Origin of the sequence: Clostridium sp. AM34-11AC (genome assembly GCF_003435375.1) — a bacterium.
Classification (GTDB): Bacteria; Bacillota; Clostridia; order Lachnospirales; family Lachnospiraceae; genus Pilosibacter; species Pilosibacter fragilis.
On the sequence record NZ_QWGL01000026.1, the window covers coordinates 1 to 20,947 of the forward strand.

A 20,947-nucleotide genomic window follows, 5' to 3' on the forward strand; every position below is an offset into this window, starting at 1 on the left:
AGAATTGGTGGTAGACAATCATTCATGCGTTTGTCGTGGGAAAGAGAACAGCACAGATTGACAAAATTATTTTCATGCTTTACACTTTAAATTACAGAACACTTCCCGGAACCAAGAACTGCCGGGAGAAATATGAAACGAAAGTAAAGGAGAACTCTAATGAAAAAACGGGGCGACTATTTAAAGAAAGCATATTATCACTTAATGAAGATCGAGCAGAAGAAAAACAAGATCCTTCAGGTGGAGAACTATGGCGAGATCAACGCGGAGTTAAACCGCAAGTTCGCGAAGGGCGAGTATTTCGATTCCAGCGAAGTTTATGTTGAGGACGGTTACCTCTGCGTGGGCGAAGGTTTCTTCCGCCTTTCCGGAAAAGAGCAGGACGCTCTGATTGAGTATCTCTGCCCGGAAGAGGACAGCACTGAAGAATAAATGAAGATAAAAAAGAATGTGTCTTCCTGTTAAACAAAAAAGATACCGGTATGAGCTGTGCGTTTCGCGGTCATACCGGTATCTTTTTATATGAGCACGGCATAGAAAAAATAGTCAGCCTCTGCACTGCGTGGACGTGCGAATTCTTATAAAATGCAAGTCAGACTTTTGATAAATGCGTCTTTCTCTGCAATCTCAGCCGCATTTGCGAGGAACTCAGCGATACCGCTGGTGGTCTCCTCGTCAGCCTCATAAAAAACAGCCCATGTGTAGAATACGCATTTTAAATGCTCCATCTCGTCTTCGCCGGCCTTTGCCAGAGCGATCATCTTATCAATGAATTCTTTTTCAGAAACTCCAGTGGTTGGAAATTCTGCTGGTGTAAAATCCATAGCTGCAAACTCCTTTCCTGTGATCCGGACTTGGATCGTAGTGCGTGATGATTCGGGATCCTCACGATCACTTAAGTGTTTTCATATCCGAGCTTCAGGGTGACCAGAGAATCATCATCCAGAACCTCGCCCTTTTTGTAGATATAATCGCGGATCAGCACTTTCAGCTTTTCGTCAACGGCAGAACTCGAATAGATCGTGTCCGGAACCGACTTTACGAATTCCTTGAGATCTGTTCCGGCAGTTCCCTCCGGACACGGAAGCGAAGCCTGACGGCACGCCATGCCGACTGCGCAGGATAATTCCATATGGTTGATCAGTCTCGCCGGTGTCTCAAAATTTTTGATCTTAATTTTCACGGACATCGGGACAAGCGTATGTACCATCGGACGGATCTCCTTTCTGTCCCTCGCGTTCACGGACCATCTTCCAGATCAGGTCGTGCATCCACTGGACGGTCTCCTGAAGCTTTGAATTTTCGTCCTTTAAACGGGCAATTTCGGCTTCCAGTTCCTGGATTTTTGCATCTTTTTCTTCGGACATGGTAAAAACCTCCCTGAAAACTGTATGAGAACAGAACAAGTATAACATCAGAATGGAAACATGTCCAGTGGAGGAGCGGGCAAAACAGGCGGAAAAAGAATGATTGATTCAAGTGTGACTTTGAGATATAATAAACTTTGTTTCTATTTCTGCGAGAAAATACATAAAAAGAGGAACATGAAATATGAGTTCAGTTTTACTAAAAGCGGGCTGCTTTTTCCTGATCATCCTGATGGGATATGGTCTGAAAAAAATTGGTCTTTTAAGCCAGTCGGATCTTCCGGTCTTCTCGAAGCTCGTCACGAAGATCACACTCCCGGCAGCGATCATCCATAACTTCAGCCAGGCGACCATGGATGTCTCCATGCTGGTGATCGTGCTGATCGGTTTCCTGTGCAGCGGTGCGTATGCGGTGATCGGATACGGACTTTTTGCGAAAGGGACGAGGGATCAGAAGGCGTTTGGCCTCGTAAATGCGTCGGGATACAATATCGGCTGCTTTACGATGCCTTTCGTCCAGGGATTCTTAGGAGCGCCGGGCGTGGCCTGTACCAGCCTTTTTGATACGGGAAACGCGGTGGTCTGTACTGGTGGTTCCTACGCGGTGGCTGTGTCAGTGGCAGGAAAAGGCGGTGCCGGAGATAAGCATCAGATCCGCAGGATCGTGATCCAGCTCTTAAAATCCATCCCGTTTGACTGCTATGTAATTATGACAGCACTGACGATGGCGGGACTCCGTATTCCGGTCTTCATGGACCAGGTAGCTGAGACTGTGGGGAACGCCAACACCTTCCTCTCCATGACTATGATCGGCCTCGGACTGGAGTTACATATGACAAGAGAGCAGACGGGCAGTGTCGCAAAAATCCTGGGAACAAGATTTGCGGTTTCCGCAGTCCTGGCAGTTCTGTTTTACCGGTTTTTGCCGTTCTCCCTGGAGATCCGCAGAACCCTGGCGATCCTGATGTTCGGCCCGGTATCGGCCCTTGGCGTTCCGTACACCTCCATGCTTGAGGGAGATGTGAACCTTGCCAGCGCGGTGAACTCGGCATCAATCATTCTCGGAATCGTGAGCCTGACAGCGGCGATCATCATCTTCTAAGAAATTTATAGTCGTGCATAGGGCGGTATCAGATATACCGCGGAGGCTCTGCATAGCTGTATCACACAAAATAAGGAGGAACACAATGGAATTACGGAACGAAAAGGACGCGCGGTTTATCATCCGGCATCATGTGACGGAAGAAAAGCTGCTTCATCTGGAAAAGGGAGTCCGGAAACTCGGTTTCCAGTCCGGCGGAAAGAGGATCATGTCGATCTTTCTTGGGCTTTTCCTGCTCTGCATGGCAGCAAAAGTCGTAATCGGAGGAACGATCGGGGACGCACTCATGATGATCGGCATTCTCTGTGCCATGGGATTCGTGTTTGGAACCTATGCCCTTTTGAAAGGCTGGCTGGACGCGAAAAAGCAGATCCATCTCCAGTTCGAGGCGGGGAGGATGGAAGATAACTATCAATGGGAATACCGCTTCTACGAGGACGGATATGAGGTTATCGGAAAGAATGAGAAATCCCGTGTGCAGTATAAAAACGTGGGACGCCTTATTGATATGTCTGGTATGTATGTGCTGGTGGAGCGCGGAAATGTGGTGCGTTACTTCATGAAAGATGACGCGGTTCAGGGAAATTCCGCGGAGCTTGCGGGATTTCTGACAGAGAAATGTCATCTTCCGATGGAACGGATCACAGTACGATAGGAGGTGCGGAATGGAACCAATATACGCAGTAAAATCTACATATGACGAAGATATGTTTTATCACCAGGTCGTGGCTTCCAAGCCGCGGATGATGCCGAAGGAGGGGGATGGGAAGAAGATCAAGTTCCAGCTTCCTGATTTCGGGCTGAAAGATACATTGATGGCGCTTCTTGTGGGCGCAGCTGTTTACATGGCATTCGGACAGCTTGAGCAGTCCACGAGGATCCTGCAGGCGGTGCTCTGCGGACTTGTGGCGGCTGTGGTGCTGCGGCGAATGAATGAGAGACAAAACGGGGAGACTTCCGGGAAGAAGGCGAATTCCGTATCGGCTGATAAAAATCAGGCCCTGCAGCTTCTGGAGAGTTCCGGATTAAAGGGTGACCGCTGCACTATGAATTTCTACGAGGACACCTTTACGGTGGAGCGGCCGGGCATCATTACGGAGTACCAGTACGAGGGAATCGCATGGATCAAGGAGACCAGCAAGTATTACATGGTCTTTTGGAACAGATCCCTTGCGATCCCTGTGGAGAAGGCGGGATTCTACCGCGGAAAGAAGGAGACATTCGGATCTTTCCTTGAAAAACGGTGCAATAAGGTGATCGAGAAGGTAAGAAACGTATAGAGGGACGAAGGACCATTTCTATATGGAAGTCCATAGCTCCGGACGGCGGAGCTGTGTAAAATAAAATGGAGAGGATCTTTTGGGGATGAAAATTAAAAAAGAAGAGAAAATGCAGATCGAAAAGCTGCCGACACTGAAGTTGAAGTATACACTGGTCGTGCCGTTCATGGGAATCGTGGATGCGCTGACTATGGGAAGCTTCTTTATGAATCCGGCGGCAGATGGAAAACTGCTCATCAAGGCGTTCTATGTGATCTGCGGAATTGCGGGGATTTTATTTGCACTGTGGGGACTTTTGTGGAAGACTACGATTGACGGCAAGACGATCAAGGTAAACCCGGTAATAGGAAAGAAAAAGGTGGTCCCGTTTTCAGATTTGAAAAAAGCGGTTGTTTATAAGAAGAAAAAGACGGGATCTATCGTGAGTTATGAGCTGATCGATAAGAATAACCAGTCCATCGTTACGATCTATCCGCTTATGAAGGACAGCAGTACATTGATGGAGAGATTGAAACGCCTGAAATATCCGGTGGAGGAAGCGTAAGGCAGAAATCCCATCAGGGAAGCTGAACTGGAATGGATTTTTGCGCGTAACTATGAAGGTACTGAATAATTATGCTGGTTTTAGGAAAAATCCCGGGAGAGTGAATACTTCGGGATCTTTCTGCGCATAATGACCTCTGATGAAACAGGAAAAAGGAGGCCATTTTATGACAAAACTGGATTGTACCGTGACGACATGTGTCCATAATGCGGAGAAGTGCTGCTGCAAGAGCGGAATCCTCGTGGAGGGAGCGCAGGCGAAGAACTGCTGTGATACCTGCTGCGGAAGCTTTGAGGAGAACAGGGGCGGTCTTTTTAAGAATCTTTTTAAGACGCCGGAATCAAAGCTTGAGGTGGAATGTGATGTAGCGAACTGTCTCTACAATGATGACCATCAGTGCAGGGCAGAGCGGATCACGATCGCCGGGGACGGCGCCATGGCTGTCGGGCAGACGGAATGTGCAAGCTTTAGGGAGAAGTAGGAATAATGAAGGAACTGGCTGCGGAGAAAGCTGATGACAGCAGACTGACCGTTGCCGGTTCCTTTTTTACTTAGCAGGAAAGCCGCTGTTTTGCCTGAAAGAAAGGCACTATGGATTTGCGATATGGGTCTTTGCAAAGATAGATCCATGGGAGCAGTATGAAAGGTCTGTGGAGAATACCGGGCAGAATCATGGAAGGTGCACTTGAACCGAAAAAAGTATTGGAAATTCTGGGAAAAGTGATTGACAAAACGATAGCGGTATAGTAAAATAACAAAAGTTGTGAGAACAACTGACAGGAAAGCAGGTATCCGCCTCACCCTGGCACGAGTAAGTGACCCGGGTTCATAGACATCGGTTTTTATCATGCAGCAGCATGCCAAACCAATGCAGTTACGAGCGGATAGTTACCTATCTGCTTTTTCTTTTCTATCGACATATGTAGAGTATGAGAGTTGGAGGTGTACGGCTATTAGCGAGTTAATGATTAACGAGCAGATCCGTGATAAGGAAGTTCGTTTAATTGGAGAAAATGGTGAGCAGCTTGGAATCATGTCTGCAAAAGACGCTTATAAAATGGCGAGAGACGCAGAACTGGATCTTGTAAAGATTGCTCCGGCAGCGAAGCCGCCGGTATGTAAGATCATTGATTACGGTAAGTACAAGTATGAGATGATCCGTAAGGAGAAGGAAGCGAAAAAGAAGCAGAAGACGATCGAGGTGAAGGAAGTACGTCTTTCCCCGAACATCGATACAAACGATCTTAATACAAAGATCGGATCTGCGAGAAAGTTCATCGAAAAAGGCAACAAGGTAAAAGTTACGCTTCGTTTCCGCGGTCGTGAGATGGCTCATATGAACCAGACAAAGTATATTCTGGATGATTTCGCTGAGAAACTTTCCGATATCGCTGTTGTCGATAAGCCTTCCAAGGTAGAGGGAAGAAGCCTGGTAATGTTTTTAACTGCAAAACGATAAGGGAACAATTTTAAGGAGGAAACAACAATGCCTAAAATGAAAACAAGCAGAGCAGCTGCAAAACGTTTCAAAAAGACCGGAACTGGTCAGTTAGTGAGAAATAAAGCTTATAAGTCCCATATCTTAACTAAGAAATCCACAAAGCGTAAGAGAAATCTTAGAAAAGACATCGTTACCGATATCACAAACAGCAAGGTAATGAAGAAGATTTTACCGTATTTATAATTTGTTTCGGAAGTAAGATTAAGGAGGAAATTAAGCAATGGCAAGAATTAAAGGTGGCTTAAACGCCAAGAAGAGACATAACAGAGTGCTCAAGTTAGCCAAAGGTTACAGAGGAGCTCGTTCCAAACAGTATAGAGTAGCAAAACAGTCCGTTATGAGAGCATTAACAAGCTCCTACGCTGGCAGAAAAGAGAGAAAGAGACAGTTCAGACAGCTCTGGATCGCTCGTATCAACGCTGCAGCAAGAATCAACGGCCTTTCCTACAGCAAGTTCATGTACGGCTTAAAGCAGGCTGGTGTTGTTATGAACCGTAAGGTATTATCCGATATGGCTATCAATGACGCAGAGGGCTTTGCAAAGCTTGCTGAGTTAGCAAAAACAAAACTGGCTTAATTAGTCGATGAGAATAGAAAAAACCTTTCCGGTGGAGTGATCTGCCGGGGAGGTTTTTTTGCGTTTTTTGGGAGAGGCTCATAGTGGTGGGAGTTACGCGCCGACGGGCCTCCGGGCGCGGACGCTTCACGGGATTCCGGGAGGGTTCCTCTAAGCTCCCGGAAAAATGCTAAGGGCGGAGGTCCGAGGACACAACTCGCAACTTTCGTTGCTCAAACAAGTGTCCTCGGACCTCCAACGCATTTTCCTGCGAGCCAAGAGGAAACCAGCTCCCTCCACCCAGGCTCGTCCGTGCCCGGATGCCCGTCGGCGCTGTGTATTGGCGGGATGAGGGAAGGAAAAGGAAGGGTGTGGAGGGAGAGATGGGATTGGCGGAAGCCAGACGATACGCGGGGCCCTTTGGGCGCCGCGGCATCGCGAGATTGTTGATGTGAAACTAAAAAAGGCTTAAGTCTTTCGACTTAAGCCTTCGTGCAGAAGAAGGGACTTGAACCCTCATGATATTGCTATCACACGGACCTGAACCGTGCGCGTCTGCCAATTCCGCCACTTCTGCATCTCGTCAGATGACGTATCTCATTGACAAAACATATTATAGTATAAGGCGTGGGATTTGTCAAGAGTTTTTTAAATATTGCTAAAAAAACATTTTTTTTAAAAAATTCAAAAAAGTACTTGTCAAACAGAAAGAACTATGGTATATTAATATGCGTCGGTGAGAGATACAAAATCTTGAAACACCCGATACGCGGAAGTGTCGGAACTGGCAGACGAGCAAGACTAAGGATCTTGTGGTGGTTACATCGTGTGGGTTCAAGTCCCATCTTCCGCACGAAAGACTCAAGTCGAAAGACTTGAGTCTTTTTGCGTTATAGAGAAAATAGCGATAGATGTGGAGAGCCTGGTGATTGAGGTGATGGTACTGGAATTGTCAAATTAATGTATGAATGCGTATTTTGAGGAAAATGCCACGCAAAGTGTAACATGGAGAGAAGGAAGCGCGGTTGCGATGAGCACCAGAGGGAAGCGCTATATCCGGCATTTGTGGGAAGAGCAGGAGAAAAGGCGATGGAAATTTAAGATAGATGATATTTCTGAAGGATGACTGCAGAAGATGTTTTGTGAGATATAGCCGTAGAGATCATTGCATGATATCTTTGGGATGGGTCTTACTGTGGAGATGATCTCTTTAGCGGATTTCGGTTATGCCATGGGATAGAATATAGTACAAATTGAGTAAAAAAAATATGTTATTAAAAAAATAAAAAAAGTTTAAAAAAGTACTTGCCAAACAGAAAGAACTATGATATATTAATATGCGTCGGTGAGAGATACAAAATCTTGAAACACCCGATACGCGGAAGTGTCGGAACTGGCAGACGAGCAAGACTAAGGATCTTGTGGTGGTTACATCGTGTGGGTTCAAGTCCCATCTTCCGCACGAAAGACTCAAGTCGAAAGACTTGAGTCTTTTTGCGTTATAGAGAAAATAGCGATAGATGTGGAGAGCCTGGTGATTGAGGTGATGGTACTGGAATTGTCAAATTAATGTATGAATGCGTATTTTGAGGAAAATGCCACGCAAAGTGTAACATGGAGAGAAGGAAGCGCGGTTGCGATGAGCACCAGAGGGAAGCGCTATATCCGGCATTTGTGGGAAGAGCAGGAGAAAAGGCGATGGAAATTTAAGATAGATGATATTTCTGAAGGATGACTGCAGAAGATGTTTTGTGAGATATAGCCGTAGAGATCATTGCATGATATCTTTGGGATGGGTCTTACTGTGGAGATGATCTCTTTAGCGGATTTCGGTTATGCCATGGGATAGAATATAGTACAAATTGAGTAAAAAAAATATGTTATTAAAAAAATAAAAAAAGTTTAAAAAAGTACTTGCCAAACAGAAAGAACTATGATATATTAATATGCGTCGGTGAGAGATACAAAATCTTGAAACACCCGATACGCGGAAGTGTCGGAACTGGCAGACGAGCAAGACTAAGGATCTTGTGGTGGTTACATCGTGTGGGTTCAAGTCCCATCTTCCGCACGAAAGACTCAAGTCGAGAGACTTGAGTCTTTTTGCGTTATAAAAGCTACTTTTTTTCAGGGGTTATGACAAAAGAGTAAGGGACCAATCGTTAAATAGGTGTGTGAATATGTTTTGCACAGAAAATTTCAACACGCCGCTGTCAGACAGAGAGCGGAAGAGTGCACTGGAGACATGGATCGAGCTGATACAGCCGGGGGAGACCATGAAATCGGTAGGCTGCGAATGGACCGATGATGGAAAAATATCAGCCGAGAGGGAAGGAGAGAGGCTGGTATGAGGATCAGGGAGAAGAATACCTCTTCATCAAAGCCCCGGCAGTGAGTTGCGGAGAGTCCGAGAGGAAGAGGGAGAAAAACTCTGTAAACAGGTCCGACTGTGATCATTAAGGGCGATGAGCTTATGAATCAGGCTTGTCGCTTTTTGTTTTGACAATACAAATGATCCGGGGGAAGTTTTATAGAAATGTAAAGAAAAATCAATAGGTCTGTCATGAAAGTTATGATAAGATATTAGAACAGAGGGACGATTCGGAACGTAATACTGAGATGTGCGCGCGGAAGGATCGGAATACCGGAAAGACATCATACATGACAATAGAAGAGAGGTTTTACATATGCCGGAATTAAGCAGAAGAGTACAGACATTTACAGACTCCGTCATCCGCAGGATGACAAGGATCAACAATATGACACCGGGAAGCATTAACTTAAGTCAGGGATTCCCGGATTTTGATCCGCCGCAGGAGATCCTGGACGCGTTAAAGGAAGCGGCGGAGCATGGTCCACACCAGTATTCCATCACCTTTGGGGCGAAGAATTTCCGGGACGCGCTGGCAGAAATGTATACAAAGAAATTTGCCCGTGAGATCGATCCGGAAAAGGAGATCGTTGTGACCTGCGGGGGAACGGAAGCGATGATGGCGGCGATGATGACCGTGTGCAATCCGGGAGATAAGGTCGCGGTGTTCAGCCCGTTCTATGAGAACTATGGGGCGGACGCGATCCTCTCCGGGGCAGATCCGGTCTATGTGCCGCTTGTGCCGCCGGATTTCCATTATGACAGCGAAGCTCTGGAACGGGCGTTTCAGGCCGGTGCGAAGGCACTGATCCTCTGTAATCCGTCGAATCCCTGTGGAAAAGTATTTACGATGGAAGAGATGGAGGAGATCGCGGAGCTCGCAAAGCGGTATGACGCCTTTGTGATCACGGACGAGGTGTACGAGTACATTATCTACGGTGAGAACCGCCATATCTCCATGGCTGCTTTGCCCGGAATGTATGAGCGGACGATCACCTGCAGCTCCCTCTCAAAGACATACTCCATGACCGGATGGAGACTCGGCTATCTGATCGGACCGGAACATGTGATCGAGGCGGCGAAGAAGGTCCATGATTTCCTGACCGTAGGCGCTGCGGCACCGCTTCAGGAAGCGGCAGTCACTGGTCTGAAATTTGGACCAGCGTACTATCAATGGTTAAAGGATCTCTACACAGAAAAGAGAGATTATCTCTGTGGAAGGTTGGAGCAGATGGGACTTTCCCACACGACACCTCAGGGCAGCTATTTTGTTCTCGTTGATATCTCGGGATTTCTTGAGAAGCCGGAGTTTACCGGCTGGACAGATTTGGAATTCTGTGAATGGATGATAAAGAATTACGGTGTGGCAGCTGTGCCGGGTTCCAGCTTCTTTAAGGAGCCGGTAAACAATTACATCCGTCTGCATTTTTCCAGAGGGAAAGAGACGCTTGAGGCGGCTGCTGACCGTCTGGAAAAGATGGCAAAAGATTACGGATTTTGTTAGTTATCCCTTTTGTTTCTGTTTCGGACGTACTTTAAGATCAGCGCGTAGCCGTAGAGCATCACCGGGATGACGATGACGCAGAACAGGAGCGCCAGGATGACATTCTCCGGGCCACCGGTGAAGGTCAGGACGATGAGGGCGAGGAAGACCGCGGCGATGATGAGGATCCCGGCCCAGGCGAAAAATCGTTTCATATATTTAGGTTCCTTTCATGTACATACTTTGAGTTCCTGTTTAGTATAAGGTATTTTAAAGCGGGATTCAAGATAATGAGGCATAAAGAATGTAATTCCGGTTCCGGAAGGAAGATTTTTGAACAGAATATATTGTAACCATTCAGCAGGTCTGCGCACTTGCTGCGCTGATCGTAAGAAAACATAGGCCGGAAGACAAAAATCCCATCAGCAAAGCTGATCTGGAATGGATTTTTGCGCGTAACTATGAAGGTACTGAATAGTTACCAGCATTTGATAAAAACGGAAAGGAGGAGTGACCATGAAGAAAAAACGAACACTTATCCTGATCGGCGCTGTCGGCATCCTGCTTGCTGTGCAGACTATAACATCTTTCGCTGCGGATGGAAAATGGACGCTCACGGATGCCGGTTACACCTTCACATACTCGGATGGGCGCAAAGCCCGGGGTACCTGGGAGGATATCGACGGCGAGTGGTACCATTTTGACAGAAACGGGATCATGGAGACCGGATGGAAGACGGTGGGAAACATCCGTTACCATTTCAACCAGGACGGTTCCCTCTCGGAGGGCTGGCAGTACGACGGTCCGGGCGGCGGAAACTGGTACTACTATGATTCCGCGGGGAACGCGAAGATCCAGTGGTTTCAGGATAAGGGAAACTGGTACTGGTTTGACTCGGACGGAAAGATGAACAAGGAAGCTGTCCGCACAATAAAAGGAAAGACATACGCGTTCCGCCCGGATGGAAGCATGCGGGTAAATGAGTACGCGGGCTTTTCCTACACCGACTACGACGGACAGCCGGATCCGGCGGGGGATATTCTGGCGGTCAACGCGGATGGAACGGCGAAGACGGTGAGCGAGGCCGAGAAAAATGAGATCGCCGTGTATATCAACGCCTTCCCGGATGGTTGGAGAAAGAAGTTCCGGGATGACGGATGGAGGTTTGTGTACTGTCCGTCGGGCGGGGCATATAGAACCTTCAAAGATAAGAGGGGAAACGTACTCTATTCCTGCAATTATTCTCTGGATGAGGAGAAGAAAGAACTCCGGTTTTCGAAAACGGATGCCGTGAAGGGCGGATTCGGGGCGTATGTCTATGAAAATTCCGGGGATGAGATGAAGAAAGACCAGTTCCCAAAGGCGGCGAGGTACCGGTTTGCGGAGATCGCCCAGGCGACGGGCCTGCCGGAAGGCGCGAAGAGAGAGTATGACGTGATCTTTGGAGCGCTGTTTCATATATATCAGGACCCGGATGTCTGGAACGCGCTGAAAGCAAAAGCTTCAGATATTACTTGGACTATCGAGCGGATCGCGGATAACCGGTCGGCGGATGGACGTCTGGACTTAGAGTAGGAAAATATAATACTTTGAGGCGAAACTGCAAAGCAGGCAAAAATGAAAGTAGAACATACGTACGAATAAACTTTGGTTTCACTTGACGAACACCACACAATCTGTTACTATACACATATAACAAATGGAATACTATGATACCGGAAACGCATAAACGGTCCCGGCATCAAAAATATTAAGAAAAAAGATGGTGATCAAATGGTACTGAAGATCGATTTTGACAGTGAAGAAGCACTCTATACCCAGCTCTGCAACCAGATCATCTGCGGCATCGCAATGGATGTGCTTCACGATGGGGATAGTCTCCCGTCGGTGAGACAGCTTGCAGATGAGATCGGAATTAACATGCATACAGTCAACAAGGCATATGCTGTATTGAAACAGGAAGGATTTCTGCGCCTGGACCGCAGACGCGGGGCCGTGATCGCCCTGGATATGGATAAACTGCGGACGATGGAAGAGATGAAGAACGACCTCGCGCTGATCGTTGCCCGGGGAATCTGTAAAAATGTCGGCAGAGATGAGATCCACAGCCTTGTAGACCAGATCTATGATGAGTTTGGCGGACAGGCGTAAAGGAGGGGCAGTATGCTTTGTGAACATTGCAAAAAGCGGGAAGCAACCGTAAAATATGTGGAAGTGATCAACGGCGTGAAGACAGAGCACAACCTCTGTACCCAGTGTGCCGCCCATGCGGACCTTGGACAGTTCTCAGCTCTCTTTGAGGGAGAATTCCCGTTAGGAAAACTTCTCTCCGGACTTCTTGGAACCCAGGAGACGGAGGAAGAAGATGAAAAGTACTCCGGCGTCGTGTGCCCGACCTGCGGAACGACTTATGAGGAATTTGTAAAGGACAGCCGGTTCGGATGCCCGGACTGCTACAGCGTGTTTGATCCTCTGATCAGCGACAATATCCGTCATCTTCAGGGCAGCGAAAAGCACGTCGGAAAGCGTCCGGCGGGATACTGGTCCGAGATGGAAGAAATGAACGGGACGGGAACTACTGGAGAGGATCCGGTGAATATTCCGGAACTCTCAAAGGAAGAGAAGATCCGCCTGATGGAGACGAGATTAAAAGACGCGGTGCGCCGGGAAGAGTACGAGGAGGCCGCGAAGCTCCGGGATGAGATCCGGGTGTTGAAAGAGGAGAGACAGAATGGATAAATGGTATGAAGTACCGGGAAAAGCAGGTACAAATGTGATCTACAGCCGTGTCCGTCTGGTTCGAAATCTGAAAGAGTATCCGTTTCCTGGCCGCCTCACCAAGGAGCAGAGCGCGGAGCTTTCGGAGAAGCTTCTCGGCGGACTCACCGGCATCGCGTCCATGGACCGGATGCAGTATCGGTTTACACACTTAGAGCGGATGGGCGACCTGGAAAAAACAGCGCTTTTAGAGCGCCGGGCGATCAACCGCAGTGTAATAAAGAAGAAAGACCCGACGGGAATGATCCTGTCGGAGGACGAATCAACGGCGATCCTCCTAAATGGGGATGATCATGTGCGAATCCAGACGCTGCAGACGGGGCTGACCCTGGAGCAGCTTTACGAGAGAGCAGATAAGATCGATGACTATATCAGCGAGCGTTTTGATTACGCCTTCGATGAAAAATACGGCTACCTGACCTCGTTCCCCACAAACGTGGGCACAGGACTTCGGGCAGCGGTGGTCCTGCACCTGCCGATGCTGTCCAAGAATAAAAATTTCAACAGTCTCGTTGCGGATATGGGCCGGTTCGGGACCCAGGTCCGGGGCGTGTACGGTGAGGGCGCGGAGAACTTCGGCTCCCTGTACCAGATCTCAAACCAGAAAACCTTAGGACAGACGGAGCGGGAGATCATCGATATCGTCAGGAAGGCAGCCCTGGAGCTGGATGTCCAGGAACGGCGGGTACGCCGGGAATACCGTCAGAGAAAGCCGGTGCAGGCGGCCGATGAATGCTATAAATCCTACGGCGTCTTAAAGTACGCGAGACGGCTGACGAGAAAAGACGGAATGGAATTCCTGTCCCAGATCATGACAGGAATCACGGATGGGATCTTAAAAGTGAAGGAACCGTACTCTGTATACGGTCTGATGCTGGGGATCCAGCCTGCGAACCTTTTGAGTCTGGCGGACCGCCCGCTTGACAAGGATGAGCTGGATGCCGCCCGGGCAGAGTTCCTGAGAAGGCGGCTGCCGGAGATCATAGAGATAGAAAATTAGTTGACTGTTCGGCAGATCTGCGCTTTTGCTGCACCGACCGAAAGAAAACATAGGCAGGAAGGCATAATTTTAATCGGCGCAGTTGATTTGGAATGGAGTTATGTTCGTAACTATGAATGGATTGAATGGTTGCGCAGTTGACGGAAAAGTTCAGGAGGAAATTAGAACAGATGGCACAATATACAGAAAAAGCCCAGGAAGCTCTCGTCCTCGCCGGTGAAGCGGCGGAGGACATGGGTTCCCCTGTGATCGGAACGGAGCACATCCTGGTCGGGCTGATCGAGGAGGGGAGCGGTACCGCTGCCATGGTCCTCGAGGCCAACGAGGTGAAGCTCGACAGACTGCTGGCTCTTGTGGAGCAGCTTGTCTCTTCCTATCAGAATACAGCCACCAAAGAGCGGGACGGCTACACTCCAAGCGCGAGACATGTGCTGGAAAACAGCTATAAAGAGGCTGTCCGGTTTCATGCGCCGCTGATCGGTACAGAGCATATTCTGATGGCATTATTAAAGGAATCGGACTGTGTGGCAGTCCGCCTGTTAAACACCTTAAATATCAACATTCAGAAGGTCTACATCGACCTTTTATCCGCTATGGGTGAGGACGGAAATGCAGGAAAAGAGGACCTGGCCCAGGGACGCCAGCAGCGGGGCGGACAGAGCGCCACACCGACACTTGATGCCTACAGCCGCGACCTTACAGTCCTCGCAAAAGAAGGAAAATTGGATCCGGTCATCGGCAGGGAGAAGGAGATCCGCCGCGTGATCCAGATCTTAAGCAGAAGAACAAAAAACAACCCGTGCCTTATCGGAGAACCAGGTGTCGGAAAGACGGCTGTGATCGAAGGTCTCGCGCAGCTCATCGCTTCCGGCGACGTCCCGGATACGATCCGCGGAAAACGCGTGGTGATCCTTGACCTCTCCGGCATGGTAGCGGGATCCAAGTACCGCGGTGAGTTCGAGGAGCGCATTAAAAATGTGATCAACGAGGTGACAGAGGCGGAGAATGTCCTCTTATTTATCGACGAGATCCACACGATCATTGGCGCAGGCGGAGCGGAGGGTGCGTTAGACGCGTCTAACATCTTGAAACCATCCCTGGCCCGCGGTGAGATCCAGCTCATCGGTGCTACGACGCTTGAAGAGTACCGGAAATATATTGAAAAGGACGCGGCATTAGAGCGCCGGTTCCAGCCGGTGACCGTGGAGGAGCCGACGGAGGATGAGGCGTTCCAGATCTTAAAGGGACTCCGCCCGAAATATGAGGAACATCACCATGTGACGATCACCGACGCGGCCTTAAAGGCGGCAGTGCGCCTCTCCGCCCGCTATATCAACGACCGGTTCCTGCCGGACAAGGCCATCGATGTGGTGGACGAGGCGGCCTCCAAGACGAGACTGACCGTCTATGTGGAGCCGAAGGGAATCAAGACTCTCGAGGAGGAGATCAAGAAGCTCGAGAAAGAGAAAGAGGACGCGATCCGTGACGAGGCATATGAGCTCGCCGGTGAGATCAAGAAGAAACAGGCCTCAAAGCGGGAGAAGATCCGCAAGCTGAAGGAGAAATGGGAGAGTGAGAAGGAGAGCCGGGAGCTGACCGTCGACGAGAATGACATTGCAGACGTGATCTCCGGCTGGACAAAGATCCCGGTGAGCAAGCTGGCGGAAGGCGAGACGGAGCGTCTCTTAAAGCTGGAATCCATTCTCCATGAGCGCGTGGTCGGGCAGGACGAGGCGGTGGTTGCCGTCGCGAAGGCGATCCGCCGCGGAAGAGTCGGCTTAAAAGACCCGAAGCGCCCGATCGGTTCCTTCTTATTCTTAGGACCCACAGGTGTCGGAAAGACGGAGCTCTGCAAAGCCCTTGCGGAGGCCATGTTCGGAACGGAAAACGCCCTGATCCGCGTTGATATGTCAGAGTACATGGAGAAGCACAGCGTCTCCAAGATGATCGGATCCCCGCCAGGATATGTGGGATACGAGGGCGGCGGGCAGCTGAGTGAAAAAGTCCGCAGAAACCCGTATTCTGTGATCCTCTTTGATGAGGTGGAGAAAGCCCATCCGGATGTTTTCAATATTCTTTTACAGGTGCTGGACGACGGTCACATCACGGACTCCCAGGGCCATAAGATCGACTTTAAGAATACCGTTATCATCATGACCTCCAATGCGGGCGCCGAGAACATCATCGCGCCGAAGCAGCTTGGATTCATGTCCCAGGACGATGAGAAGGTCCGCTACCAGAGAATGAAGACCGGCGTCATGGACGAAGTGAAACGGATGTTCAAGCCAGAGTTCTTAAACCGTATTGATGACACCATCGTGTTCCATCCGCTGACGAAGGATCACATGAAGGAAATCGTGACGATCCTCTTGAATGTCCTCGCAAAGCGGACAAAGAATCAGATGTCCATCCGCTTAAATGCCGGGGATGACGTGAAGGAATACCTTGTGGAAAAGGGATACGACGAGAAATACGGCGCGCGACCGCTTAAGCGCACGATCCAGAACCTCATCGAGGATAAGCTCGCGGAGCTGGTCCTGGAAGGAAAAGTGCGGGAAGGCGATTCCGTGAAGATCACCTGCAAGGACGGAGAACTGAAATTTTCAGCAAGACATCCACAAACTGCTGGAAAAACTTCCGCCAGTGTGGTAAAATCATAGGCACGACGTAACGGTTAGAAGGGACGGCTGCCTGTGACCGTTACCTATTACAATAGCAATAGCAATAGGGAAAATTTAGTCCTTGTTGAAACACACAAAAGGAGAGTAAGCATTATGTCAGTAATCAACGAACTGATCCGCACAGAGGCAAATGGAACCTTAAGCTTCGGAAACTACAGCCTCGCGGCAAAATCCAAGGTAGAAGACTTCGAGCACGAAGGTGATCTTTATAAAGTTAAGACATTTAAGGAAATCACAAAGTTAGAAAGAAACGGAATGTTCGTTTACGAGTCCGTTCCAGGAACTGCAGTAACAGAATTTGCAGTGACCGATACAACCGTTACCTTCAAGGTTGAGGGCTTTGAGGATGCCCAGATCACCGTACAGTTAGAGGACGACTGCGAGTACGAGATTTACGAGGACGGCGTTGGCGTCGGCGGAATGAAGACAAATATGAGCGGCAAGCTGAGTCTTTCTGTTGAGCTCAATGAGGGCAAGGAAGTAGAAGTTAAGATTGTTCGCAAGTGATCAGGAAATTGAAGATTGCTGCTGGCCGGGGTATGGACGGTAGTATTTTATGGCGCTCCGAGGGATGAACTTCGGAGCGTTTCCTGTTTTATGAAATATTTCTGTTCACCAAGAAAGCATTGCACAAAGGTCGTGCGAATTCACGCAGGAATATCGATTGGCGCAGGCAGTCAGGTAAGGCAGCTAAACGTATCATGGCATTTTGACTATAAAAAGGGAGAATATTGTGGCAAAAGCAAGAAACACAGCTTTTTTCTGTAAAGAGTGCGGCTATGAGTCCGCAAAGTGGCTCGGACAGTGTCCGGTGTGCAAGGAATGGAATACATTTGTTGAGGAGCCGGTGGCCCAGGCGAAAAAGGCACCGTCGGGGCAGATCGCCGCGGTGGGAGCCGGAAAGACGGCGGTCCCGGTCCATATCTCGGAGATTTCTCTCGATGAGCAGGACAGGACGCCCACAGGCTTCGGGGAGCTTGACAGGGTCCTCGGAAGCGGGATCGTGAAGGGAAGTCTCGTGCTTGTCGGCGGTGATCCGGGAATCGGGAAGTCGACGCTGCTTTTACAGGTCTGCAGAAACCTCGCCGGGGCGGGAAAACGTGTCCTCTATATCTCCGGTGAGGAATCCTTAAAGCAGATCAAGATGCGCGCAAACCGCATCGGGATGATCACAGGAGACCTTTTATTCCTCTGCGAGACGAACCTCGATACGATCCATGGCGCCATCGAGAGGTCGAAGCCGGACATTGTGATCATCGACTCGATCCAGACCATGTTCCGGGAAGATATTTCTTCTGCACCGGGCAGCGTGAGCCAGGTCCGGGAGTCCACGAACCTTCTGATGCAGATCGCGAAGGGATACGGGGTGACGATCTTTATTGTCGGACATGTGACGAAAGAGGGCGTGGTGGCAGGTCCCCGGGTGCTGGAACATATGGTGGACACGGTGCTCTACTTTGAGGGGGACAGAAACGACGCCTACCGGGTCCTCCGGGCGGTGAAGAACCGTTTTGGTTCCACGAACGAGATCGGCGTGTTTGAGATGGAGGAGAAGGGGCTTTCGGAGGTGCTGAATCCGTCGGAGATGCTGATCTCCGGGCGGCCGAAGGAGGCGTCGGGGGCGGTTGTTGCCTGCTCCTTAGAGGGAACGAGGCCGATCCTTCTGGAGGTCCAGGCGCTCGTGACCGCAACAAATTTTGGTATGGCGAGACGGACAGCGAACGGAGTGGATTACAACCGGATCAATATTCTGCTTGCGATCCTGGAGAAACGCTGCGGCTTCGCCATGAGCCGGTATGATGCTTACGTGAATATCGCAGGTGGAATGAAGATGAATGAACCGGCCCTGGATCTGGCGGTGGTGATGGCACTCGTGTCGAGCTTCAAAAACCGGGAAGTGGATCCTGGAATGCTGATCTTCGGAGAGGTAGGTCTCTCCGGCGAAGTAAGAGGCGTCTCCCAGGCTGCCCAGAGAGTGTCCGAGGCTATCAAGATGGGCTTTACGAGCTGCCTGCTGCCGAAATCGAATCTGGAGAAGCTGAAGGATGAGAAACGGATCAGGCTGATCGGGGTGGAGAATGTGAGAGAGGCGATACAGTTGATCTGATGTTGGCTGGGTGGTGCGATCTTCTTGTTTTCATTTGCAATGAAAACAAGAAGCATATGCCGCCTGTTCAAACTGGCAAAATAAATTTTCAAATTAGTGTTGACAATTAAAACATTTCATGCTATTATAATGGAGCATTAAGTGATGAGCAACAAAATATAGGGGAATAGTTCAATGGTAGAGCAGCGGTCTCCAAAACCGTAGATGGGGGTTCGAGCCCCTCTTCCCCTGCTTCTGATGTACCGGAAAATTTCGATTTTCCGGTTATTTTTTTATACCGGAAAAGAGGCAGATCAGTTTGGAGAAATTATCTAATGGATTGATAAAAAAGCGTCCGCGGATCCAGGGTGCCGCATGGCGGCGGCTGGACAACACGGCGAAGCTCTTCGCGGCGGTGTCCGGGGAGGACTTGAGCAGTGTGTTCCGGATCGCGGCGGTCTTAAAGGAGCCGGTGGAGCCGGAGCTTCTGCATAAGGCGCTTCTTCTGACGCTTCCGGAATTTGAAAACTTTCGAGTAAAGCTTCGAAAGGGCTTTTTCTGGTACTATTTTGAGACAAATAACCGGGATCCGGTGGTGGAGGAGGAGCAGAGTGCGCCCTGCCGCTTTATCGATCCCCACCGGGGCGGGAGGTTTCTATTCCGCGTGAGTTACTATGGCTGCCGGATCAACTTTGAGGTGTTCCATGGCCTTACAGACGGTCTTGGGGCGGTGGGGTTTGTCTCGCGGCTCACGGAACATTATCTGGAATTAAAGAATGGTCTTCCAACGGAGATAAGGAAACGTGAGTTTTCTCCGATGAGGGCGGATGATTATCTCCGTTATTATAAAAAACTGCCCCACAAGCGCTACGAGAGCCGGCCTGCGATCCAGGTGAGCGGGGAGTTTCTTCCCTTTGACCAGATGGCGGTGCTCCATGGGACGTTCCATGTGGATGACCTTAAGAAACGCAGCAAAGAGGTGGGAGTCAGTATCACGAAATACCTGGCGGCAGCCCTTTTGTGGTCCATCATCCAGACCGAGACAGACGGAAAAGAGATGAAGCATCCGGCAGCGTTAAATCTTCCGGTGAATCTGAGAAGTTTTTTCGAGTCGGAGACGTTAGCAAATTTCTTTGCGGTCATCAATATCTCCTGGTCGGAGCGGCGGGCACCGGAAAGCTTTTCGGAGGTCCTGGAGGCGGTGAGCCGCCAGATGGACGAACAGATCGTGAAGGAGCGCCTGGAGAAGACGATCTCCTACAATGTGGGGAACGAGAAAAAATGGTATGTGCGGGCGATCCCACTGTTTGTGAAACACCTGGCGATGCAGATGATCTTTCTGCATAGCACCCGCGCCCATACAATGACATTTTCAAATATCGGGCGGATGGATGTCCGGGAGGAGCTGCGGGATCAAGTGGAATCTTTCCAGCTCCTCGTGGGCGCGTCCCCGAAGCAGAGGATGAAGTGCGGGGCGGTTGCCTATGATGGAAAACTCTGCCTCTCCTTTGCCAGCGCTATGGCGGAGAACCGGCTGCCGGAGTATTTCTTCCGGTTTCTGGAAAAGCAGGGGATCCCTGTGGAACTCGAGAGCAACGGGATTTACGACCGGGAACATGACAAAGGGCGGTATCCGGTGGTCGGCGGCGATAAGAATAAGATAAAGAGGGCTGTCAGGTTCTTCTATATTTCCCTGGCTGTCGTCTCGGTCCTTGCGGGGGTCGTAAATCTCGCCACTTACCGGCAGATCCCGTTCAAATGGGCATTTCTCACCTGGGGAGCGGCGGCCTATGTGGCGATGACGCTGCGGTTTTCCGTCATGCGTCGCGCCAGTATGTCCGGGATCCTGGTGCGGCAATGCCTGGGAATCCAGGCGATCCTGCTGCTGGTCGACACGATGACGGGGCTGCACGGCTGGTCCGTGGACTACGCGATCCCTTGTGTGGTGCTGTTTGAGGTGGCGGCGATCCTGCTCATGCTGCTTGTAAACCGCATGAACTGGCAATGCTATTTCATGTACCAGATCGCGGTCACGTTTTTGAGTCTTGTACCGCTCGTGTTCTTAAGGATCGGATGGACGAAGCATCCGCTGCTCACGGTGATATCGGTGGTAATCTCGGTGAGCGCGCTGGTGCTTACGATTCTATTGGGAGATAGAAGTGTGAAGAGAGAACTGCGCCGGCGGTTTCATGTTTGAG

23 protein-coding genes and 5 tRNA genes are annotated in these 20,947 nt (G+C 49.8%); 23 read left to right on the forward strand and 5 right to left on the reverse strand.

What is annotated here, in order from left to right; translation table 11 throughout:
• Nucleotides 1-159 precede the first annotated feature (159 nt).
• Nucleotides 160-432, forward strand: a complete 273-nt coding sequence (locus DW826_RS13460; protein WP_015554709.1) for a hypothetical protein — start codon at nt 160-162, stop codon at nt 430-432.
• 146 nt (nt 433-578) lie between these two features.
• Here the strand turns inward: DW826_RS13460 and DW826_RS13465 are convergent, their stop codons facing one another.
• The 3 genes from DW826_RS13465 to DW826_RS13475 form a co-directional block, all read right to left on the reverse strand.
• Entirely contained in the window at nt 579-824 is a 246-nt protein-coding gene (locus DW826_RS13465; protein ID WP_015554708.1) for a hypothetical protein, read from the reverse strand.
• Between the two features lie 71 nt (nt 825-895).
• Nucleotides 896-1,210: a DUF3837 domain-containing protein gene (locus tag DW826_RS13470; RefSeq protein ID WP_117469803.1), complete on the reverse strand. Its 315-nt coding sequence runs from the start codon at nt 1,208-1,210 to the stop codon at nt 896-898.
• Entirely contained in the window at nt 1,173-1,367 is a 195-nt protein-coding gene (locus tag DW826_RS13475) for a hypothetical protein (RefSeq protein WP_015554706.1), read from the reverse strand. The genes DW826_RS13470 and DW826_RS13475 overlap by 38 nt, the downstream gene beginning before the upstream one ends.
• A gap of 184 nt (nt 1,368-1,551) precedes the next feature.
• Between DW826_RS13475 and DW826_RS13480 the strand changes: the two genes are divergently transcribed.
• The 8 genes from DW826_RS13480 (at nt 1,552) to rplT (ending at nt 6,371) form a co-directional block, all read left to right on the forward strand.
• Complete coding sequence (locus DW826_RS13480; RefSeq protein ID WP_117553005.1) at nt 1,552-2,469, forward strand: AEC family transporter; 918 nt, start codon at nt 1,552-1,554, stop codon at nt 2,467-2,469.
• 85 nt (nt 2,470-2,554) lie between these two features.
• Entirely contained in the window at nt 2,555-3,124 is a 570-nt protein-coding gene (locus DW826_RS13485; RefSeq protein WP_015554704.1) for a hypothetical protein, read from the forward strand.
• Between the two features lie 10 nt (nt 3,125-3,134).
• Nucleotides 3,135-3,749 (forward strand): YcxB family protein, encoded by a 615-nt coding sequence (locus tag DW826_RS13490; RefSeq protein ID WP_117553006.1) that lies wholly within the window; start codon nt 3,135-3,137, stop codon nt 3,747-3,749.
• A gap of 85 nt (nt 3,750-3,834) precedes the next feature.
• On the forward strand, nt 3,835-4,293 hold the full coding sequence (locus DW826_RS13495; protein ID WP_021906097.1) for a DUF6560 family protein: 459 nt from the start codon (nt 3,835-3,837) through the stop codon (nt 4,291-4,293).
• Between the two features lie 166 nt (nt 4,294-4,459).
• On the forward strand, nt 4,460-4,774 hold the full coding sequence (locus DW826_RS13500; protein ID WP_015554701.1) for a DUF1540 domain-containing protein: 315 nt from the start codon (nt 4,460-4,462) through the stop codon (nt 4,772-4,774).
• A 483-nt stretch (nt 4,775-5,257) separates the two neighbouring features.
• Nucleotides 5,258-5,752 (forward strand): translation initiation factor IF-3, encoded by a 495-nt coding sequence (gene infC / locus DW826_RS13505; protein WP_015554700.1) that lies wholly within the window; start codon nt 5,258-5,260, stop codon nt 5,750-5,752.
• Nucleotides 5,753-5,779: 27 nt separating this feature from the next.
• Nucleotides 5,780-5,977, forward strand: coding sequence for a 50S ribosomal protein L35 (gene rpmI, locus DW826_RS13510; RefSeq protein WP_021906099.1), 198 nt, complete (start codon nt 5,780-5,782; stop codon nt 5,975-5,977).
• A gap of 37 nt (nt 5,978-6,014) precedes the next feature.
• Nucleotides 6,015-6,371 carry a 50S ribosomal protein L20 gene (rplT, locus tag DW826_RS13515; RefSeq protein WP_015554698.1) on the forward strand — a complete coding sequence of 119 codons (357 nt, stop codon included), beginning with the start codon at nt 6,015-6,017 and terminating at the stop codon, nt 6,369-6,371.
• 472 nt (nt 6,372-6,843) lie between these two features.
• Here the strand turns inward: rplT and DW826_RS13520 are convergent.
• Nucleotides 6,844-6,927 (reverse strand) — tRNA-Leu (locus DW826_RS13520).
• A gap of 192 nt (nt 6,928-7,119) precedes the next feature.
• Here DW826_RS13520 and DW826_RS13525 point away from each other — a divergent pair.
• The 5 genes from DW826_RS13525 (at nt 7,120) to DW826_RS13540 (ending at nt 10,225) form a co-directional block, all read left to right on the forward strand.
• Nucleotides 7,120-7,203: transfer RNA gene (locus DW826_RS13525), tRNA-Leu, on the forward strand.
• Nucleotides 7,204-7,728: 525 nt separating this feature from the next.
• Nucleotides 7,729-7,812 (forward strand) — tRNA-Leu (locus DW826_RS13530).
• A 525-nt stretch (nt 7,813-8,337) separates the two neighbouring features.
• Nucleotides 8,338-8,421, forward strand: a tRNA-Leu gene (locus DW826_RS13535).
• Nucleotides 8,422-8,530: 109 nt separating this feature from the next.
• A complete protein-coding gene (locus DW826_RS18320) occupies nt 8,531-8,701 on the forward strand; it encodes a hypothetical protein (protein WP_181968075.1) in 171 nt (56 codons plus the stop codon).
• 336 nt (nt 8,702-9,037) lie between these two features.
• A complete protein-coding gene (locus DW826_RS13540; RefSeq protein WP_117553007.1) occupies nt 9,038-10,225 on the forward strand; it encodes a pyridoxal phosphate-dependent aminotransferase in 1,188 nt (395 codons plus the stop codon).
• Here DW826_RS13540 and DW826_RS13545 read toward each other — a convergent pair.
• Entirely contained in the window at nt 10,222-10,419 is a 198-nt protein-coding gene (locus DW826_RS13545; protein WP_015554695.1) for a hypothetical protein, read from the reverse strand. The genes DW826_RS13540 and DW826_RS13545 overlap by 4 nt on opposite strands.
• Before the next feature lie 301 nt (nt 10,420-10,720).
• On the opposite strand from DW826_RS13545, the gene DW826_RS13550 reads away from it, so the two are divergent.
• The 9 genes from DW826_RS13550 to DW826_RS13590 all read left to right on the forward strand — a co-directional run bounded on the left by DW826_RS13550 (nt 10,721) and on the right by DW826_RS13590 (nt 20,946).
• Nucleotides 10,721-11,779 carry a hypothetical protein gene (locus DW826_RS13550; protein WP_117503950.1) on the forward strand — a complete coding sequence of 353 codons (1,059 nt, stop codon included), beginning with the start codon at nt 10,721-10,723 and terminating at the stop codon, nt 11,777-11,779.
• 198 nt (nt 11,780-11,977) lie between these two features.
• The gene (locus DW826_RS13555) at nt 11,978-12,355 is read left to right on the forward strand and encodes a GntR family transcriptional regulator (RefSeq protein ID WP_015554694.1); all 378 of its coding nucleotides are present in this window, start codon (nt 11,978-11,980) and stop codon (nt 12,353-12,355) included.
• Between the two features lie 12 nt (nt 12,356-12,367).
• The gene (locus DW826_RS13560) at nt 12,368-12,943 is read left to right on the forward strand and encodes a UvrB/UvrC motif-containing protein (protein ID WP_117553008.1); all 576 of its coding nucleotides are present in this window, start codon (nt 12,368-12,370) and stop codon (nt 12,941-12,943) included.
• The gene (locus tag DW826_RS13565) at nt 12,936-13,982 is read left to right on the forward strand and encodes an ATP--guanido phosphotransferase (protein ID WP_117553009.1); all 1,047 of its coding nucleotides are present in this window, start codon (nt 12,936-12,938) and stop codon (nt 13,980-13,982) included. Before DW826_RS13560 ends, DW826_RS13565 begins: the two co-directional genes overlap by 8 nt.
• A 170-nt stretch (nt 13,983-14,152) precedes the next feature.
• On the forward strand, nt 14,153-16,642 hold the full coding sequence (locus DW826_RS13570) for an ATP-dependent Clp protease ATP-binding subunit (protein ID WP_117553010.1): 2,490 nt from the start codon (nt 14,153-14,155) through the stop codon (nt 16,640-16,642).
• A 114-nt stretch (nt 16,643-16,756) separates the two neighbouring features.
• Complete coding sequence (locus tag DW826_RS13575; protein ID WP_015554690.1) at nt 16,757-17,170, forward strand: hypothetical protein; 414 nt, start codon at nt 16,757-16,759, stop codon at nt 17,168-17,170.
• Between the two features lie 226 nt (nt 17,171-17,396).
• Complete coding sequence (gene radA, locus DW826_RS13580; RefSeq protein WP_117503954.1) at nt 17,397-18,770, forward strand: DNA repair protein RadA; 1,374 nt, start codon at nt 17,397-17,399, stop codon at nt 18,768-18,770.
• Between the two features lie 160 nt (nt 18,771-18,930).
• A tRNA-Trp gene (locus DW826_RS13585) sits at nt 18,931-19,001 on the forward strand.
• Between the two features lie 67 nt (nt 19,002-19,068).
• A complete protein-coding gene (locus tag DW826_RS13590) occupies nt 19,069-20,946 on the forward strand; it encodes a DUF6320 domain-containing protein (RefSeq protein ID WP_117553011.1) in 1,878 nt (625 codons plus the stop codon).
• Nucleotide 20,947: the final 1 nt, after the last annotated feature.

Bases quoted from the DNA above. Each gene is read 5' to 3' on its own strand.
- DW826_RS13460 (WP_015554709.1), top strand. From the start codon at position 160: ATGAAAAAACGGGGCGACTATTTAAAGAAAGCATATTATCACTTAATG.
- DW826_RS13465 (WP_015554708.1), bottom strand. From the start codon at position 824: ATGGATTTTACACCAGCAGAATTTCCAACCACTGGAGTTTCTGAAAAA.
- DW826_RS13470 (WP_117469803.1), bottom strand. From the start codon at position 1,210: ATGGTACATACGCTTGTCCCGATGTCCGTGAAAATTAAGATCAAAAAT.
- DW826_RS13475 (WP_015554706.1), bottom strand. From the start codon at position 1,367: ATGTCCGAAGAAAAAGATGCAAAAATCCAGGAACTGGAAGCCGAAATT.
- DW826_RS13480 (WP_117553005.1), top strand. From the start codon at position 1,552: ATGAGTTCAGTTTTACTAAAAGCGGGCTGCTTTTTCCTGATCATCCTG.
- DW826_RS13485 (WP_015554704.1), top strand. From the start codon at position 2,555: ATGGAATTACGGAACGAAAAGGACGCGCGGTTTATCATCCGGCATCAT.
- DW826_RS13490 (WP_117553006.1), top strand. From the start codon at position 3,135: ATGGAACCAATATACGCAGTAAAATCTACATATGACGAAGATATGTTT.
- DW826_RS13495 (WP_021906097.1), top strand. From the start codon at position 3,835: ATGAAAATTAAAAAAGAAGAGAAAATGCAGATCGAAAAGCTGCCGACA.
- DW826_RS13500 (WP_015554701.1), top strand. From the start codon at position 4,460: ATGACAAAACTGGATTGTACCGTGACGACATGTGTCCATAATGCGGAG.
- infC (WP_015554700.1), top strand. From the start codon at position 5,258: ATGATTAACGAGCAGATCCGTGATAAGGAAGTTCGTTTAATTGGAGAA.
- rpmI (WP_021906099.1), top strand. From the start codon at position 5,780: ATGCCTAAAATGAAAACAAGCAGAGCAGCTGCAAAACGTTTCAAAAAG.
- rplT (WP_015554698.1), top strand. From the start codon at position 6,015: ATGGCAAGAATTAAAGGTGGCTTAAACGCCAAGAAGAGACATAACAGA.
- DW826_RS18320 (WP_181968075.1), top strand. From the start codon at position 8,531: ATGTTTTGCACAGAAAATTTCAACACGCCGCTGTCAGACAGAGAGCGG.
- DW826_RS13540 (WP_117553007.1), top strand. From the start codon at position 9,038: ATGCCGGAATTAAGCAGAAGAGTACAGACATTTACAGACTCCGTCATC.
- DW826_RS13545 (WP_015554695.1), bottom strand. From the start codon at position 10,419: ATGAAACGATTTTTCGCCTGGGCCGGGATCCTCATCATCGCCGCGGTC.
- DW826_RS13550 (WP_117503950.1), top strand. From the start codon at position 10,721: ATGAAGAAAAAACGAACACTTATCCTGATCGGCGCTGTCGGCATCCTG.
- DW826_RS13555 (WP_015554694.1), top strand. From the start codon at position 11,978: ATGGTACTGAAGATCGATTTTGACAGTGAAGAAGCACTCTATACCCAG.
- DW826_RS13560 (WP_117553008.1), top strand. From the start codon at position 12,368: ATGCTTTGTGAACATTGCAAAAAGCGGGAAGCAACCGTAAAATATGTG.
- DW826_RS13565 (WP_117553009.1), top strand. From the start codon at position 12,936: ATGGATAAATGGTATGAAGTACCGGGAAAAGCAGGTACAAATGTGATC.
- DW826_RS13570 (WP_117553010.1), top strand. From the start codon at position 14,153: ATGGCACAATATACAGAAAAAGCCCAGGAAGCTCTCGTCCTCGCCGGT.
- DW826_RS13575 (WP_015554690.1), top strand. From the start codon at position 16,757: ATGTCAGTAATCAACGAACTGATCCGCACAGAGGCAAATGGAACCTTA.